The sequence below is a fragment of the Phocaeicola sp. HCN-40430 genome, from assembly GCF_037890285.1.
Taxonomy (GTDB): domain Bacteria; phylum Bacteroidota; class Bacteroidia; order Bacteroidales; family Bacteroidaceae; genus Phocaeicola; species Phocaeicola acetigenes.
In genome coordinates this window covers 78,749-94,566 of the sequence record NZ_JBBKBS010000006.1, presented here as the reverse complement: position 1 = coordinate 94,566, position 15,818 = coordinate 78,749, and the positions used below count along the sequence as shown (strand labels likewise).

The 15,818-nt window shown below is 42.6% G+C and carries 12 protein-coding genes; 7 read left to right on the top strand and 5 right to left on the bottom strand.

Translation table 11 applies throughout. From position 1 onward, the window contains the following. Nucleotides 1–142: 142 nt before the first annotated feature. Nucleotides 143–2,293, bottom strand: coding sequence for a ribonuclease R (gene rnr, locus WKU26_RS04320; RefSeq protein WP_340321025.1), 2,151 nt, complete (start codon nt 2,291–2,293; stop codon nt 143–145). Between the two features lie 175 nt (nt 2,294–2,468). On the opposite strand from rnr, the gene WKU26_RS04315 reads away from it, so the two are divergent. From WKU26_RS04315 to WKU26_RS04305, 3 genes are all read left to right on the top strand, one after another. Then, nucleotides 2,469–3,479 carry an NAD-dependent epimerase/dehydratase family protein gene (locus WKU26_RS04315; RefSeq protein WP_340321024.1) on the top strand — a complete coding sequence of 337 codons (1,011 nt, stop codon included), beginning with the start codon at nt 2,469–2,471 and terminating at the stop codon, nt 3,477–3,479. Further along, nucleotides 3,470–4,450 (top strand): phosphatase PAP2 family protein, encoded by a 981-nt coding sequence (locus WKU26_RS04310; RefSeq protein WP_340321023.1) that lies wholly within the window; start codon nt 3,470–3,472, stop codon nt 4,448–4,450. The genes WKU26_RS04315 and WKU26_RS04310 overlap by 10 nt, the downstream gene beginning before the upstream one ends. A gap of 98 nt (nt 4,451–4,548) precedes the next feature. Next, nucleotides 4,549–5,475 (top strand): GIN domain-containing protein, encoded by a 927-nt coding sequence (locus tag WKU26_RS04305; RefSeq protein WP_340321022.1) that lies wholly within the window; start codon nt 4,549–4,551, stop codon nt 5,473–5,475. A gap of 77 nt (nt 5,476–5,552) precedes the next feature. On the opposite strand, the gene WKU26_RS04300 is transcribed toward WKU26_RS04305, so the two are convergent. The 3 genes from WKU26_RS04300 to WKU26_RS04290 are packed head-to-tail and all read right to left on the bottom strand — an operon-like array spanning nt 5,553 to nt 9,783. Next, a complete protein-coding gene (locus WKU26_RS04300; RefSeq protein WP_445323213.1) occupies nt 5,553–6,356 on the bottom strand; it encodes a DUF3108 domain-containing protein in 804 nt (267 codons plus the stop codon). Then, nucleotides 6,356–8,281, bottom strand: coding sequence for an Ig-like domain-containing protein (locus WKU26_RS04295; protein WP_340321020.1), 1,926 nt, complete (start codon nt 8,279–8,281; stop codon nt 6,356–6,358). Before WKU26_RS04295 ends, WKU26_RS04300 begins: the two co-directional genes overlap by 1 nt. Next, nucleotides 8,278–9,783, bottom strand: a complete 1,506-nt coding sequence (locus tag WKU26_RS04290) for a GH3 auxin-responsive promoter family protein (RefSeq protein WP_340321019.1) — start codon at nt 9,781–9,783, stop codon at nt 8,278–8,280. The genes WKU26_RS04295 and WKU26_RS04290 overlap by 4 nt, the downstream gene beginning before the upstream one ends. A 138-nt stretch (nt 9,784–9,921) precedes the next feature. On the opposite strand from WKU26_RS04290, the gene WKU26_RS04285 reads away from it, so the two are divergent. Continuing rightward, a complete protein-coding gene (locus WKU26_RS04285) occupies nt 9,922–10,932 on the top strand; it encodes an ATP-dependent 6-phosphofructokinase (protein ID WP_340321018.1) in 1,011 nt (336 codons plus the stop codon). Nucleotides 10,933–11,591: 659 nt separating this feature from the next. On the opposite strand, the gene pdxB is transcribed toward WKU26_RS04285, so the two are convergent. Next, complete coding sequence (pdxB, locus tag WKU26_RS04280) at nt 11,592–12,602, bottom strand: 4-phosphoerythronate dehydrogenase PdxB (RefSeq protein ID WP_340321017.1); 1,011 nt, start codon at nt 12,600–12,602, stop codon at nt 11,592–11,594. A 177-nt stretch (nt 12,603–12,779) separates the two neighbouring features. Between pdxB and WKU26_RS04275 the strand changes: the two genes are divergently transcribed. Genes WKU26_RS04275 through WKU26_RS04265 form a run of 3 tightly spaced genes read left to right on the top strand, consistent with a single transcriptional unit; the run spans nt 12,780 to nt 15,811 of the window. Beyond that, the gene (locus WKU26_RS04275; RefSeq protein ID WP_269878684.1) at nt 12,780–13,496 is read left to right on the top strand and encodes a glycosyltransferase family 2 protein; all 717 of its coding nucleotides are present in this window, start codon (nt 12,780–12,782) and stop codon (nt 13,494–13,496) included. A 12-nt stretch (nt 13,497–13,508) separates the two neighbouring features. Beyond that, nucleotides 13,509–14,975, top strand: a complete 1,467-nt coding sequence (locus WKU26_RS04270) for a glycosyltransferase (RefSeq protein WP_340321016.1) — start codon at nt 13,509–13,511, stop codon at nt 14,973–14,975. Further along, nucleotides 14,972–15,811 (top strand): alpha-1,2-fucosyltransferase, encoded by an 840-nt coding sequence (locus WKU26_RS04265; RefSeq protein WP_340321015.1) that lies wholly within the window; start codon nt 14,972–14,974, stop codon nt 15,809–15,811. Before WKU26_RS04270 ends, WKU26_RS04265 begins: the two co-directional genes overlap by 4 nt. Nucleotides 15,812–15,818 lie beyond the last annotated feature (7 nt).

Below are 15,818 nucleotides of genomic sequence, written 5' to 3'. Positions count from 1 at the left end.
TTTTCAAAGAGTATTGGGCTGATGCTTGGAGGCTTTTGTTTTTTCCGTTCAGAAATTCATCCGATATTAAGAAAATAAAAATGTCATTCCAGATAATTTTTTGTCTGGAATGACATTATTGGTAGAATATACTTAAATCCTATTATTCGTCTGCCAGGATAAAGTCGAGTTGTTTTTTCTCCAGATTGGCACGTGCCACCTTAATCTTGACAGGGTCTCCTAAACTGAATTTACGATGATGACGACGTCCGATGAGGCAATAATTCTTTTCATCAAATTCGTAATAATCGTTGCCTAAGTCGCGCATAGCCACCATACCTTCGCATTTGTTTTCATTGATTTCTACATACAATCCCCATTCGGTTACTCCGGATATTACTCCATCGTACACGTTGCCGATGCGTTCGCTCATGAATTCTACCTGTTTGTACTTGATAGAAGCACGTTCAGCACTTGCTGCTGTTTGCTCCATGGCAGAACTGTGTTCGCACAAATTTTCGTACTTATCGGCCTGAGCTGTACGTCCTCCAGCCAGATAGCGGGTCAATAAGCGATGTACCATTAAGTCCGGATAACGGCGGATAGGCGAAGTAAAGTGTGTATAATAATCGAAAGCCAGTCCGTAGTGTCCGATGTTGTAAATGGAGTAGCGAGCTTTCTGCATGGCACGGAGTGAAACCGTTTCAATAAGGTTCTGCTCCTTCTTGCCATCAATGTCGCTTAGCAATCGGTTAATAGACTTCGATACTTCCACTTTGCTTCCCCCGGTACGTATCTTGTACCCAAAGCGGGCGATAAACTGGCTCAGGTTATCCAGTTTGTCGGGATCCGGCAAATCGTGGATACGATACGGGAATACCTTTGCTTTTTTGTTTTTGGGAACCTTGCCGATATGTTCGGCTACGGTACGGTTGGCCAATAACATAAATTCCTCGATGAGTTTGTTGGCTTCCTTGGAAACTTTGAAATATACGCTGAGTGGCTTTCCTGTTTCGTCTATTTCGAATTTCACCTCACAACGGTCGAAGTTGATGGCTCCGGCCGACAAACGCTTTTCACGTAGTATCTGTGCCAACTTGTTCAGTTGCAGTACCTTTTCTTTATAGTCTCCTTCTCCAGTTTCAATAATCTGCTGTGCTTCTTCGTAGGTAAAGCGACGGTCGGATTTGATGACGGTATGTCGTATGCGATAATCCTTTACCTCTGCTTTTTCGTTCATTTCGAAGATGACAGAGTAAGCCAGCTTTTCTTCGTTAGGGCGTAATGAACAGATGAAGTTACACAGACGTTCGGGCAGCATTGGAATGGTGCGGTCTACCAGATAGACAGAAGTCGCACGCTTCACCGCTTCCTTATCGATGATGCTTCCTTCTTTTACATAATGTGATACATCGGCAATGTGAACTCCCACCTCCCATAATCCTGGTTTTAACTGACGGATAGACAGAGCATCGTCGAAGTCCTTGGCATCTTTCGGGTCGATGGTAAAGGTCGTTACCTCTCTGAAATCTTCCCGTTCGGCATAGTCTTCCGGTGTAATTTCTGCTGGGATGCGCTCTGCAGCCTCTTCAACTGCTTGCGGATAAGTATAAGGCAATCCGTATTCAGCAAGTATGGCATGCATTTCTGTGGTATTGTCGCCGGCCTTACCTAAAATGTCAATAACCTGTCCGAACGGATTTTTTGCATAATCCGGCCATTCGGTGATTTTTACTACAGCCTTGTCACCATCTTTTCCTCCCTTCAACTTATCTTTAGGGATAAAGATGTCGTTGGCCAGAGTACTGGTTTCTGTCAGTAAGAATGCATAATTCTTGCTGACCTTCAGTGTACCTACAAAAGTGCTGTCGGCATGTTCCAGAATTTCGATAACCTGTCCTTCCAGTTCATGTCGTTTACGCTTGGCGCAGAGAGAAATTTTTACCTTGTCGTTGTTCATGGCATGCGCTGAGTTTCGTTCGGCAATGAAGATGGGTTCTCCTCCATCTTCGGGGATGAAACTGTTCTTGCCATTACTTTTTCTTTGGAAAGTACCAATCAGTATTTGTCCCTTATCGTTCAGTTTGTAATGTCCTTTTTCTGTTTCTATAAGGAAACTGTCTTCTAACATTTCTTGAACGGTATCAGTACAAAGCATTTTAAGCGGATGAGTTGTTAGGTTTAACCCTGTGAAAAGCTGTTTCAGAGTAAAACTGTCGGTTGGCTTCATGCGGAAATAATTAATCAGAAGCTCTGCCAATTCTTTCTTCTTCATGCGTTTTCCGCCTTTTTTTTCTTTTTTCTTTTTAGCCATAATGTTGATATTTTGATGTTGTCATGAATTACGCGGTCTGCTGTATCAGACAGGCGTAAAAATGAATCGTTATTACAAAGTAAACAAATTTAATGGAATAAAGCACGAATAACTTCCTTTATTTTCAGTGAGAAACCATTATCTTTGTAACTTCTATTACAAACAGGTAACGTGAATGAAAAAGAAAATATTAGTAACCGGAGCTAGTGGATTTATCGGAAGTTTTCTAGTGGAAGGCGGATTGGAACGGGAAATGCAGGTATGGGCTGGAGTACGCAAGAGCAGTAGCCGAAAGTACTTGCAGGATACACGTATTCAGTTTGCTGAACTCGATTTTACAGATTCCGATAAGTTGGAAGGACAATTGGCCCAACATAAGAGAGAGCATGGCGGATGGGACTATATCATTCACTGTGCCGGAGTAACGAAATGTCGTAGTAAAGCCGACTTTGAAATAGGTAATTACTGGGCAACCCGTTATTTTATCGAGATATTGAGTAAACTGGATATGTTGCCGGAGCAATTTGTTTACATCAGTTCACTGAGTGTTTTCGGGCCAATCCGTGAGAAAGATTACTCTTCTATACAGGAACAGGATGTGCCGCAGCCTAATACGGCATATGGTCAAAGCAAACTGCACTCGGAAGAATATTTGCATTCGCTGAAAGATTTCCCTTATGTGATATTTCGTCCTACCGGTGTATATGGACCACGTGAGCGAGATTACTTCCTGATGGCGAAATCTATTGCTCAACACATCGACTTTGCAGCAGGATTCAAACGGCAGGATATTACATTTGTGTATGTACAAGACCTTGTAAAGGCTGTGTACCTGGCTATTGAAAAGAAGGTTACCCGACGTGCTTATTTTGTAAGCGACGGACAAGTGTACAGTAGCCGTACTTTTTCCGATTTAATACGGAAAGAAATGGGAAATCCCTTTGTGCTACGATTTGTATGTCCATTGTTCTTGTTGAAAGCTTTGTCATTTCTTGCCGACCAGGGAGCCAAACTGTTTGGTAAGGTCAGTACATTAAATCCTGATAAATATAAGATAATGAAGCAACGGAACTGGCGTTGTGACATTACTCCACTGGAAAAAGAGTTGGGATATAAGGCGGAGTATCCGTTGGAGAGAGGCGTAAAGGAAATAATAGCTTGGTATAAAAAAGAAGGATGGCTGTAAAGATAAACTTGTTTGAGCGTGTAGATAGTGGAAAAGGACTGTTTGCTGTAGAGACAATCAGTTTGATTTATAATGCCTTGACCACTATTCTGATATTGATTCTTTATCCCCGTATGGATCATCCGGGGATGATGCTGCTGGAACGTGCAGGCATCGTTGTGTTGACTTTTGTACTAATATTCTTGTATCAGGCTGTTCCGTGCCGTCTGACAGCATTTATACGCATGCTGGTACAAATGTCTTTGCTGGCTTATTGGTATCCCGATACATTCGAGTTCAATCGTTTGTTTCCTAATCTGGATTATTTGTTTGCACATGCCGAACAGTTCTTGTTCGGTTGTCAGCCGGCAGTAGAGTTTAGTAAGCATTTGCCGTCTATCTGGTTCAGTGAACCATTTAATATGGGATACTTTTTCTATTATCCCATGATGTTTATAGTGGTAGTTTACTATTTTCTGAAACGCTTTGAATGGTTTGAGAAAATCTGCTTTGTGCTGGTTACCTCTTTTTTCATTTATTATCTTATTTATATTCTGCTTCCTGTGGCAGGACCACAATTCTATTTCCCTGCTATCGGTATGGACAAGGTGAATGCTTGTATATTTCCTCCTATCGGTGATTATTTCAATTTTAATGATTATCTGATACCGGGTCCGGGATTCGATCATGGCTTCTTCTTCAATCTGGTTGAGGCTTCTCAGGAAGTCGGTGAACGCCCTACGGCAGCTTTCCCCAGTTCTCATGTCGGAATTTCTACTATTGTGATGATTATGTCCTGGCGTGTAAACCGTAAATTGACTTACCTGTTGACTCCTTTTTATTTGTTGCTGTGTGGAGCTACGGTATACATACAGGCTCATTATCTGATTGATGCAATTGTCGGTTTTATTTCGGCTTTCTTTGTGTATCATTTGGCTACTCTGATGTACAAGCGCTGGTTTATTTCTCCAGTATTCAAATTGATGGGCTGAACAGTTTTTCTTTCATAAATAAAATTTTTGTATAGAATCTGTTACTTTTAGAGGATTTCTGCGTCTAATGGGTAGTAATACTAAAAAAGATATAGACTATGAAATTGTATGTAACTGTTCTGGCTGCATTGACCCCCCTGTTGATGAGCTTTTCCGGATGCTATGCCGGAGGGAAAACTGTAATAAATCCCAGTAAAAATTATGTAACTCAAAAAGTGAATATCGGAGAAGTAGCTGCTATTTCGTCTTCACGTTCGATAGATGTAGTTTATACTCAGTATAAAGGTGAACCTTATGCAGAAATTTATGCACCCGATAACGTAGTAAAGTATGTGAAGGTAGAACAGAATGGGAAAAAACTGAATGTAACTTATGATATTCCTCAGGGACATTCGTTGAGTTTCAGAGGAAAATGTACTTGCGAAGTAAGAGTATTTGCCCCTGAAGTGACCGGTTTTCATGCTTCTTCCTCATCAGATATCACTTTAGCTAACGGACTGAATACAAGCAAAGATGTTACTTTTGACGTATCAAGCAGTGCGGATATCCATGCAGAGAAAGTACAGTGTGCCAATCTTACGGCTACAGCAAGCAGCAGTGCCGAACTGGTTCTGAAAAATATATCCTGTCATAAAACTGTGATGAATGTAGAAAGTAGCGCTGATATGGAAATCGTAGGATTACAGTGTAAGGGTGATATGGCAATAGAAACCAGTTCATCGGGCGACTGTGAAATACGAGACATTGTTTGCCAGGGTGATGTAGCAGCATCTTCCAGTTCTGCCAGTGATATTAATCTGTCGGGTGTTTGTCGTAATGCTTCGTATGAAGCTTCTTCTGCCGGTAAAGTATATGCCGAAAAAATGAAGGCAGTTGATGTGAAAGCACAAGCCTCTTCTGCCGGTGATGTACGTTGCTATGTGACAGGTAAGTTGTCTGCCGGTTCTTCCAGTGCAGGTAGTGTAGGCTATACAGGCAACCCTACTTCTATCGAAGGCAAAATAAATGGCGTATCTCGCTTATAATGCAAAGTTTGCAGATAAAGAACAAGAGCCATGTCGCAGTTACGCGGCATGGCTCTTGTTCTTTATCATGAATCGGTTTATTTTACAATAGAAGTCAATGGATGTCTGTTTCCTTTGATATCTGTAAGGAAAGCTTTTGCTGAGCCAAAATTCAAGTACATATCCAAACGTACAGGAAGATGGTTCAAGTCATCTGTAATGTAGAAAGTAATAACTTCTTTTTCCTTGTTATTTACATATTCTACCAGTGAGAATACCAGACAGCGGTAGGTTACTCCATTTTCTGCCTTATAGTTCTCTTTTCCACGATATATAAGTGTCTGTTTCTCTATGTCTTTACCGGTAGCCATAGAAAAACGTATTTTCAACCCAGGCTTGTAGTTAGTCGGATCGTAAGATCGGGCTTGTAGCAAGATGCTCAACATATCGTATACACATACCGGAGATTCGTCGTAATGCTTTTCGGTATTGCCATAGAGTGTACGCTGCTGGTCTACGATGCATTTCCCGCTGGCATAGCTGAACTTTACTTCGTCTACCGTATATCGTTTTCCTTCTTCTGCTCCTTTACGGAAATAAAGCGGTTCCAGCTGCTGAGTGGTAATACAAGTCAAGGTATCACGCATTTTGAAAAAGAAGTCAATTTTCTTGTTGGTGTACGATTGCAAGTCTGTTCTCAAACACGGGCGTCCCATGTAGTTTGTATTGTTTACTGTCATCTTTGCCCATCCGGCATTAATCCAGACAAACTTCCAATTGAACTTCAGCTCATAGCTCAGTGTTTCTCCTGCCTTAATTGCATTATTTTCTGCTCCGCACTGTGCCTGAATTGTTGCTATACCTCCCATCAGGAAGCATAAGCATAAAACTAATTTCTTCATCATACTCTTCCTAAATTTTTGGCACGCTCCTTGTTACGGTCTTTAATTTTTTTAGTTTCGTCGGGTTTTTGTTTCTTTATGTCATCCAACTTCTGTTTGTCCAAAGGAACCGCTTTCAAGTCCCATGTCTCTTCAAACTCAAAGTTGGCCTTCATTTCCCATACTTTAGGGAAGTAGAATACTTCCTCTGCTTGTTTTTTCTCTTCATAATTACCCGTATCCCATTTTCCGTTGTTGTTCTTGTCGTAGAACAAACGGATATAATATTTAGTACCAGGCTGTAAGAAATAGAAATCACAAGTATTCTTGGCGTTTACAGGCTGTTGTCTTACTACTTCATCACTGCTGTTCAGTAATTGTACGATGGCAGGAGCTTCTGCCCCTACAATATTCAGGAACAGCGTTCCATAGTCTTCCAGCGTTTTTACTTTTACCTTATTCTGCACCTTATCTGTATAAAGTCCATATATACCCTTAAAGCACAGCGAGTCGATTGTAAGCTGATATTCCTGTCCGGGTTGCCAGGCTGCCAGAATCTGGTATTGGCGTGGAGCAATAGAGTCTTTCTGTAAAATGAATGGAGTATCCTGCCATACAGAATCCACCATTGCAGTCATATGAATGGCATTCGTATCTATACTTTCTACCGGTTCATCGAATTTCAGGATGATGTTTCTGTTCAAGTCAAGTGCTGCAGGTGCATCTACCTGCATCTTCAGAAATTGAGTTTCAACGCTCAGCGTATCTCCTTTTCTCATGCGTCGTTTACGCTCTTTTTCCTTCTTCTTATTTTCTTCTTCTTTCAGAGCCAGACGACGTTCCTTTGGAATCTTGTTCACCATCCGTAACGTATCTGTTTGCGGAACAAGCTGCCCCAGTGTATCTGTAGCCAGATAGTCCAGTTGCATGATGAGTGTATCCTGCTCGCATAGCACTGTATCTTTAATCCAATAAAGAATACTGTCGTTTTTTTGATTAGGCTCTACCAGTAAAGATTTCTCTGCATCAAAGTTCAGTCCTGTCAATGTGGGGAGTGTATCTGCCTTTGCACTGAAGTACAGCATAAACTGATTGGTTTTAGGGCGTTCACTCTTCATCAGGTACTGTAAATTGTTCTCTTCCTTGAAAGCGCGCAACATGATATTATCCGGCAGGAAACGAGTGTAGTTGACCTGAATGACCGTATCGATTTTGGTGGTATCTTTCTGATTCCATACGGTATCCTGTCTTACTGCTCCTTCCATAGACGGAACAATAAGAGAATCCAGGAAAGCGATCGCTTCTGTTTTTGAGTCGAACAGATAGTTCTGATTACCATCCATTAAGGCATAAATACGATACGTGCCCGGTGCAATACCACGTATGATAAACTGTCCTCTACTGTCGGTACGTGAAATACGGTCGAAAGGCAGAGTTGTAAATGCGCTGTCGTTCAGGTTTTTGTGCAGCCCAACCTGAATACCTTTAATCGGTTCTAAATCTGCAGCGTTCAGTACTATGCCAGATACCTGCATAGTATCAATGGTATCACCGGTAGAAAAGGCATACGAGAAGTTTCCCATCGGATTTCCTTCGTTGTTGTCAACGATTGCATCACCAAAGTCGATAGTATAAGTCGTATTGGGGCGCAATGAGTCGTAGAAGTTGACCAACACTCTTTTACCGCTGGTTTTTACTTCCGGTGCCTCGTTCTGAGGAGGAGAGATAATCACCTTTTCGGAAGCCTTTTCCAATTTGATAAACTCATCAAATTCAATCGCAATTTTCTTACGCGTATTGTTCTTTGTGTTAGGTTCAGGAGTAGCACGCACAAACTTAGGAGGATCTTCGTCGTAGGGGCCTCCATCGGGCGATCCTGTACTTGCACAGGCATAAAATCCGATGATAACCAATAGGATGGCTATATATTTGGGTATAGGTTTCATTCGTTCAGTTTTAACATTTCTTCTATATGGTCTCTATTGTTGCTCAAGCGAGGAACTTTATGCTGTCCGCCCAGTTTGCCTTTCTGTTTCAGCCAGTCGTGGAACAGATTCGGACGAGCTACGATAAGTTCCAGTTCCTGTAAGGTGATATCCTTATGTCGTTTTGCCTCATAATCGGAGTTGATTTCCTGCAATGCCTGATCCAGTACGTGTCTGAATTTTTCGAGTGAGTCCGGCATCTTGCTGAATTCAATCAGCCACTGATGGCGACATTTGGCATTTGCATCCATAAATACAGGTGCAGCCGAATACTCCAAGACCTGTGCTCCTGTTTCGGCACAGGCACGTGCCAGTCCTTTCTCGGCGTTGTCTACCATCAGTTCCTCTCCAAATGCATTGATAAAATGCTTGGTACGTCCGGTAATAATGAATTTATACGGGTCTTTCTGAGTAAACTTAACGGTATCTCCCAGAATGTATCTCCACAATCCGCAAGAGGTACTGATCACAATGGCGTAGTTCTTTCCAACTTCTACTCCCGCGAGCGGTACGATATGAGGAGCCGGATTGTCTATCTCTTCCAATGGGATAAACTCATAGAACACATCATAGTCAATCATCAGCAGCATGGCCGGGTCGGACAGGTCGCTTTGCAGCCCGAAAAAGCCTTCGCTGGCATTATACGTTTCCATATAGTGCATCTTGCTGCTTCGGATAAGTTGCTTATACTGTTCGCGGTAAGGTGTAAAGCACACTCCTCCATGGAAGAATACCTCCAGGTTGGGCCATACCTCATCCAATGTATGTGCTCCCGTCTTTTCGAGAATACGCTTAATTACTGCCAGCATCCACGAAGGCACACCAGATAAGTTGGTCACATTTTTGTGAATCGTAGTCTCGGCAATTCGTTCTACCTTTTCTTCAAATTCGCTTAAAAGAGCGATTTCCTTACTTGGCACACGGATAAAGTTGACCAGCGGATTGATATTTTGAATCAAAATGGCCGACAGGTCTCCTACCAGGCTGTCTTTTACGTTGTAGTTAGGACTGTGACTTCCTCCTAAAATCAATCCTTTTCCAGAAAAAAAACGGCTTTGGGGATTCTCTCTCAGATACAGAGCTACGGCATCCTGTCCTCCTTTGTAATGAATATTCTGCAGGCCGTCTTTACTTACCGGAATAAACTTACTTTTATCGTTGGTGGTACCGGAAGATTTTGCATACCATACTACCTTATCTCTCCAAAGTACATTTGCTTCTCCGTGACGCATCCGGTCTACATACCCTTTTATGTCTTCATAAGTCTGAATAGGTACTTTTTGGAAATCACTGTAAGAGCGTATGGCATTATATTGATAAGTGGTTCCCCACTCTGTATGAGCTGCATTTTGTATGAGTTTCTGGAATACGTGTTCTTGGATAGCCTCTGCCTGTGTATCGTACAGATCGATGGCTTTCTGTCTGGGTGTGAACAGCTTTCCGATTAACTTTGTTGAAACCATTTTTTTTCTGTTTTACAAATTCATAATCGCAAAGGTAGGTTATTTCTATTAATTAAAGATGGTGTCATTATTTTTTTTTGAGAATTTACAATTCTATATTTTTTTCTTGTAATTTTACGCTGATAAACATATACGACCATGCGAATAGGTATTTTGACATCTGGAGGCGATTGTCCGGGAATAAATGCGACAATCCGAGGCGTTTGTAAAACGGCGATGAATCATTACGGGATGGAAGTCTTCGGTATCCACAGCGGATTCAGAGGGCTGGTAGACGATGATGTGATTCCTTTGACAGAAGGTTCTTTAACTGGTTTGCTGAATATGGGAGGTACCATTTTAGGAACTTCCCGGGAGAAGCCTTTTAAACGGAAAACCAATACTCTGACAGAAGACAAGCCGGCCATGATGTTGAAAACAATCGAGAAGCACCAGTTGGATTGTATTGTTTGTATTGGGGGAAATGGTACCCAGAAAACCGCTGCAAAGTTGGCCGATACTGGTGTAAATGTGGTATCGATACCCAAGACCATCGACAATGACGTATGGGGAACGGATGTCTCTTTTGGCTTCGATTCTGCCGTATCGATTGCTACCGATGCCATAGACCGTCTGCATTCTACGGCCAGCGCACATCAGCGGGTGATGGTCATTGAAGTGATGGGGCATAAAGCAGGATGGATTGCCTTGTATTCCGGTATGGCCGGAGGAGGAGATATTATTTTGTTGCCTGAAATTCCTTTTGATATTCACAATATAGGCGATACGATTATCAATCGTCTGAAAAAAGGAAAGCCATATTCTATTGTAGTGGTGGCAGAAGGAATTCCTACTGTAAATGGGAAAAAAGCGGCCCAGTATATAGCTGAAGAAATAGAATATGAAACTGGTTTTGAAACACGTGAAACCGTTTTGGGGTACATACAGCGTGGAGGAAGTCCTACTGCATTCGACCGCAATCTGGCTACCCGGATGGGAGGACACGCCACAGAACTGATAGCCGGTGGGCAGTTCGGACGTATGGTGTCTTTGTGTGGTTCGGAGATTACTTCCGTGCCGTTGGGAGAGGTAGCCGGAAAATTGAAGCTGGTTACAGAAGACAATGATTTGGTGGTGCAAGGCCGTCGTATGGGGATTTGTTTCGGGTAAAGACAGTCTGCCTTCCGGCTTGTCCTGAAAAATACAATTGATAGGAAAAGCGCATATTTGGTGTTAAAATGTGCGCTTTTCTTCTTTTTTGCTAACTGGTACTTTGTAAATTTAGCTCTTTTTAACATGCAAAAAGGGCTAAAAACTCCTCAAAAAAAGCTCAAAACATGCTTTATAGCAGGAAAATAAGGGTTGTGAGACCAAGGAGTAAGGCTTGTATTGAAGCCTTGCGATACAGGTATCGGTGGCTTGTGCGACTTGTAACGGTAGCTTACGTGACTGATAGCGTACGCTGTTGTGACTAATAGTGTGAAAAGATGAAGAAATTTGTGCTTTTTTATCGGTAAACTATCCTTTTATCCTGTTAAAAATAAATTGTCTTTCCGATAGAACTTATGCCTTTTATTTAGCTTTATGAGCGTGCTTTCAGTTTGTGTATCTTCTTTTGCTTTTATTTTACAGGAAATGCTGTCTTTGTGATTTGATATACCCTTAAAAAACAGCCTTGAAATCCAGTCCTGTTTCCTTCGGCTCTGAAAAGCCCTGTTTTTAAGCTTCGGAAATATCAAAATGACAAAATGATAAATGGAATATCAATGGAAAATCTGATATTCCCGAAGCCGGATAAACCAGACGGAAGAATACTTTTGGAGCAGTCGTTATTCTCTCCGTAAAGGATAATCACCACGTAGCTGTTCAAACTTCTCCGGATGTGCAAGTAATGTCTCGAAATCGTGTTGCGGATTGTACATCTGCAGCTGATGAATGTCTTCATCGGTATCTTGCAGATTATATTCCGGTTGAGGTAAAGAAATACAGAACTCCTTTTGTATGCCGAAAAAGCGGCAGAAAGCATCCAATACCATGCGAGTGGCATTGGCTTTCCCGTCGGCCGAATATCCGGCGATATGCGGAGTACCGATAAATACACGGTGCAGCAAGTCTAAGCTGATATGAGGTTCATTCTCCCATACATCAATGACGGCTCCGGCAATTTGTTTGCTTTCAAGTGCCCGAAGAATGGAAGTAGTCTCGACCACTTCTCCTCGTGAGGTGTTGATGAGGTAGGGACGTTTCTGTAAGCTTTGGAAAAAATTATCATCGGCCAGGTGAAAGGTAGGATATTTTCCCTCTCTTATCAGCGGAGTATGCAGGGTGATAATGTCGCATTCTCGGGCTATTGTCTGCAGGTCCACAAAACCTTTTTCTCCCTGTGCTGCACGCGGGGGGTCATTGAGCAGTACTCTCATACCCAACCGTTCGGCCAGTTGCTGGATTCTGCTGCCTACATGTCCTACTCCCACAATTCCTATACAAGAGTGCGGCAAATCCACATTCCGTTCCTTCTGAAGCAATAGTAACACAGAGTGAATGTACTGTTCTACCGCACCGGCATTGCATCCCGGACAATTGCTCCAGGTAATTCCTGCCTCGCGGCAATATTCAGTATCAATGTGGTCGAATCCGATGGTGGCAGTACCGATAAATCGTACCTTACTGCCCTCCAGCAGTTCACGGTTGCAGCGGGTACGGGTGCGTGTAATCAGCGCATCTGCATCTCGTACAATGTCGGGAGTAAATGCTTGTCCCGGCAAGTAAATGACCTCGTCGGCCATCTGTTCAATCACCCCCTTTATGTAAGGGATTTTATTGTCGATGATTACTTTCATGAGTTGTATTTGTTTAGTGTTGCAAAGGTAGCCTTTTTCACATTATAAACGGATAAAATGAAATCTTTCTTCAAATTTGACATTCATTGAATTTTTATTAATTTTGCATAGAATAAGTGCTAAGTTATTGTGTTTAAGTAGCACTTCTTTAACACGTATCTGTTTAATTATTTCGATATGAAATGTCTGCATATTATAACCCCCGTAAAAGATTCGATTGACTTTACGCTCGAAACTATCCGTGCAATTGTCAACTCAGATATCCGAGTGCCTTTCACTTATACAGTGTACAATGATTTCAGTACCGAAGAAAATACCAGACGCCTGGAAGAAGCATCGAAAGAATTGAATTTCCGTCTGGTCAACTTGTCGGATATTACTACACATCCTTCTCCCAATTATTTGTTGGTTTTGCAGCGTTCTCAGCAGGAGGCTATTGCGGCCGATGCCGGATTGCTTATCGTAGAATCGGATGTAGTAGTCAAACCGAATACGCTTCAGGATTTGTACGATGGAGCTGCCGAACGTGAAGGTTGTGCCATTGCAGCTGCTGTTACTGTGGATGAGAATGGGGTCATTAATTATCCTTATCTTCATGCAAAAGGCAATGAAGGAAAGGTATATGCAGAAAAGAAACATTGCAGCTTCTGCTGCTCACTGCTGACTCCGGAGTTTTTGCGTGCTTTCGATTTCCGTCAGCTGGATCCTTCCAAGAACTGGTACGATGTAACCATTTCGCATGAAGCATTGAAACAGGGATTCCGGAATTATTTGTTTACTACTCTTCCCGTATGGCACCGTCCGCATGGAAGTCGTCCGTGGAAGCAGTTGAAATATAAGAATCCGCTGAAATATTATTGGCTGAAATACACAAAAGGATTGGATAAAATTTAATTAGACGGGCGTATGGATAAAACCCCTTTGGTATCTGTTGTGGTACCTGTATACAACATGGAGCTTTTTCTTCCTGAAACACTCGACTCCATATTGGCTTCCGATTATCCCAATTTTGAGGTGGTGGTAGTAGACGACGGGTCGAAAGATGCATCCTATCGGGTGGCTTGTGAATATGCTGCCAAAGATGCACGTGTGAAGGCTTATACCCAGCCCAATGGAGGCGCCTGTGCAGCCCGTAATCATGCTGTTCGTCTGTCACACGGAGAATTTATTCTTCCGGTCGATGCTGATAATCTGATTGAACCGAATCTGATATCGGAAGCGGTAGCTGCTATTCTGGCCGACTCTTCGGTAAAGGTAGTCGCTCCTCGTGCTGATTTTTTTGGAGAACGTACCGGAGAATGGAAACTGCCTTGTTTTTCCCTGCATTTGCTGGCCCGGAAAAATATCATGGATACTTGTGCATTGTATCGCAGGACAGACTGGGAACGTACGGGAGGATATTGTGAAGACATTATAGCTCGTGAAGACTGGGAGTTTTGGATTGGCGTCTTGAAAAACGGCGGTAAAGTGGTAAAGCTTCCTGATATAGGTCTGCATTATCGTATCCGGAATGTGTCGAAGCGGGTTACAGACCGTAAGTTGAAGCGCCATGTAATAGCTACGCTCAACCGGCGTCATCCGGAGTTCTTCGAGCGCGAACTGGGAGGTCCGTTGCGGTATTACCGTTCGTGGTCGGTATTGCTTAATCGCATCTATCGTCTGTTTCATCCCCGTAAAGTGGTGGTGAGCAAGGAATATTCCGGACTGACAGATTATGTAAAGGCTTTGCCGGTATTGTTCCGTCAGGATAAAGGGACTGTGATTTATAAGGGAAGAAATGAACTGCGCGAAATGAACTGGGACGGTACATCGGTAGTTATTAAATCATTTCGTGTGCCCAATCTGATTAACCGGATTGCATACGGACTATTCCGGTCTTCCAAAGCTCAGCGTTCGTTCGAGTATGCCGATATGCTGCGGAAAGAAGGTATTGGAAGTCCGGCCCCTGTAGCCTATTATACAGAGCGGAATGGTTTGCTTTTTACACGAAGCTATTACGTTAGCCTGAAGTCTGAATGTCCGTACTCGTATGTGCATCTGATGCGTGGTGACTATCCGGGACAAGAAGAAATTCTGCGTGCCATTGCCCGTACTACAGCAGCTTTGCACGAAAGAGGATATTTGCATAAAGACTATTCACGTGGGAATATTCTGTTCCGTAAAACGGAAAAAGGAGTAGAGGTGGAAATTATCGACTTGAACCGTATCCGTTTCCGTGAGGTGGGAATGGAGGAAGGTTGTCGTAACTTCGAACGATTGCCCGGTACTCCCGAAATGTTTGAAATTCTTGCCGACGAATATGCCAAAGCAAGGGGATTTGATGCCCAAGAGTGTTTGAAACTGATTTTGAAGTATAATAATGCCCAGATATGAGACTGATAAAGATGACAGGTGGCTTAGGCAACCAGATGTTTATATATGCTTTTTATTTGAAAATGAAGCAGCGCTTTGCCAATACACGGATTGACTTGTCGGATATGATGCACTATCACGTGCATCATGGATACGAGATGAACCGGGTGTTTGCTTTGCCTCAGGTAGAGTTTTGTATGAACCGTACTTGGAAAAAAGTACTGGAATTTCTGTTTTTCAAGACGATATTGGAGAGGAAGCAAAAAAGCCTGGATGCATTTTGGAAGCCTTATGCCTGGCCGTTTATCTATTTTAAAGGATTCTATCAGTCCGAACGATTTTTCTCTGATATAGAGCAAGAGGTACGTAAGGCTTTTGCATTCGATATGTCGAAAGCGAGTGAGCGTTCTGTACAGATGGCTGCGCGTATGGACGGTGATGTAAATTCTGTATCGCTTCATGTGCGCCGTGGAGATTATCTGGAGCCGAAGCACTGGGAGAATACGGGGAGTGTTTGCCAGCTTCCGTATTACCGGAATGCAATTGCCGAAATAAAGAGCCGGTTGAAGAATCCGGTGTTTTATGTGTTTTCCGATGATTTGGAATGGGTAAAGGAAAACCTGCCTTTGGATAATGCTGTGTATATTGACTGGAATAAGGGAAATGACAGTTGGCAGGATATGATGCTTATGAGCCATTGCCGTCATCATATCATCTGCAACAGTACATTCAGCTGGTGGGGAGCATGGCTCGATGCTCATAAAGACAAAACGGTCATTGTGCCCGAGCGCTGGTTCCGTCATGTAGAGACTCCTTATATTTATCCCGAAGGATGGATTAAAGTATCAATTAACTGATAAGCTT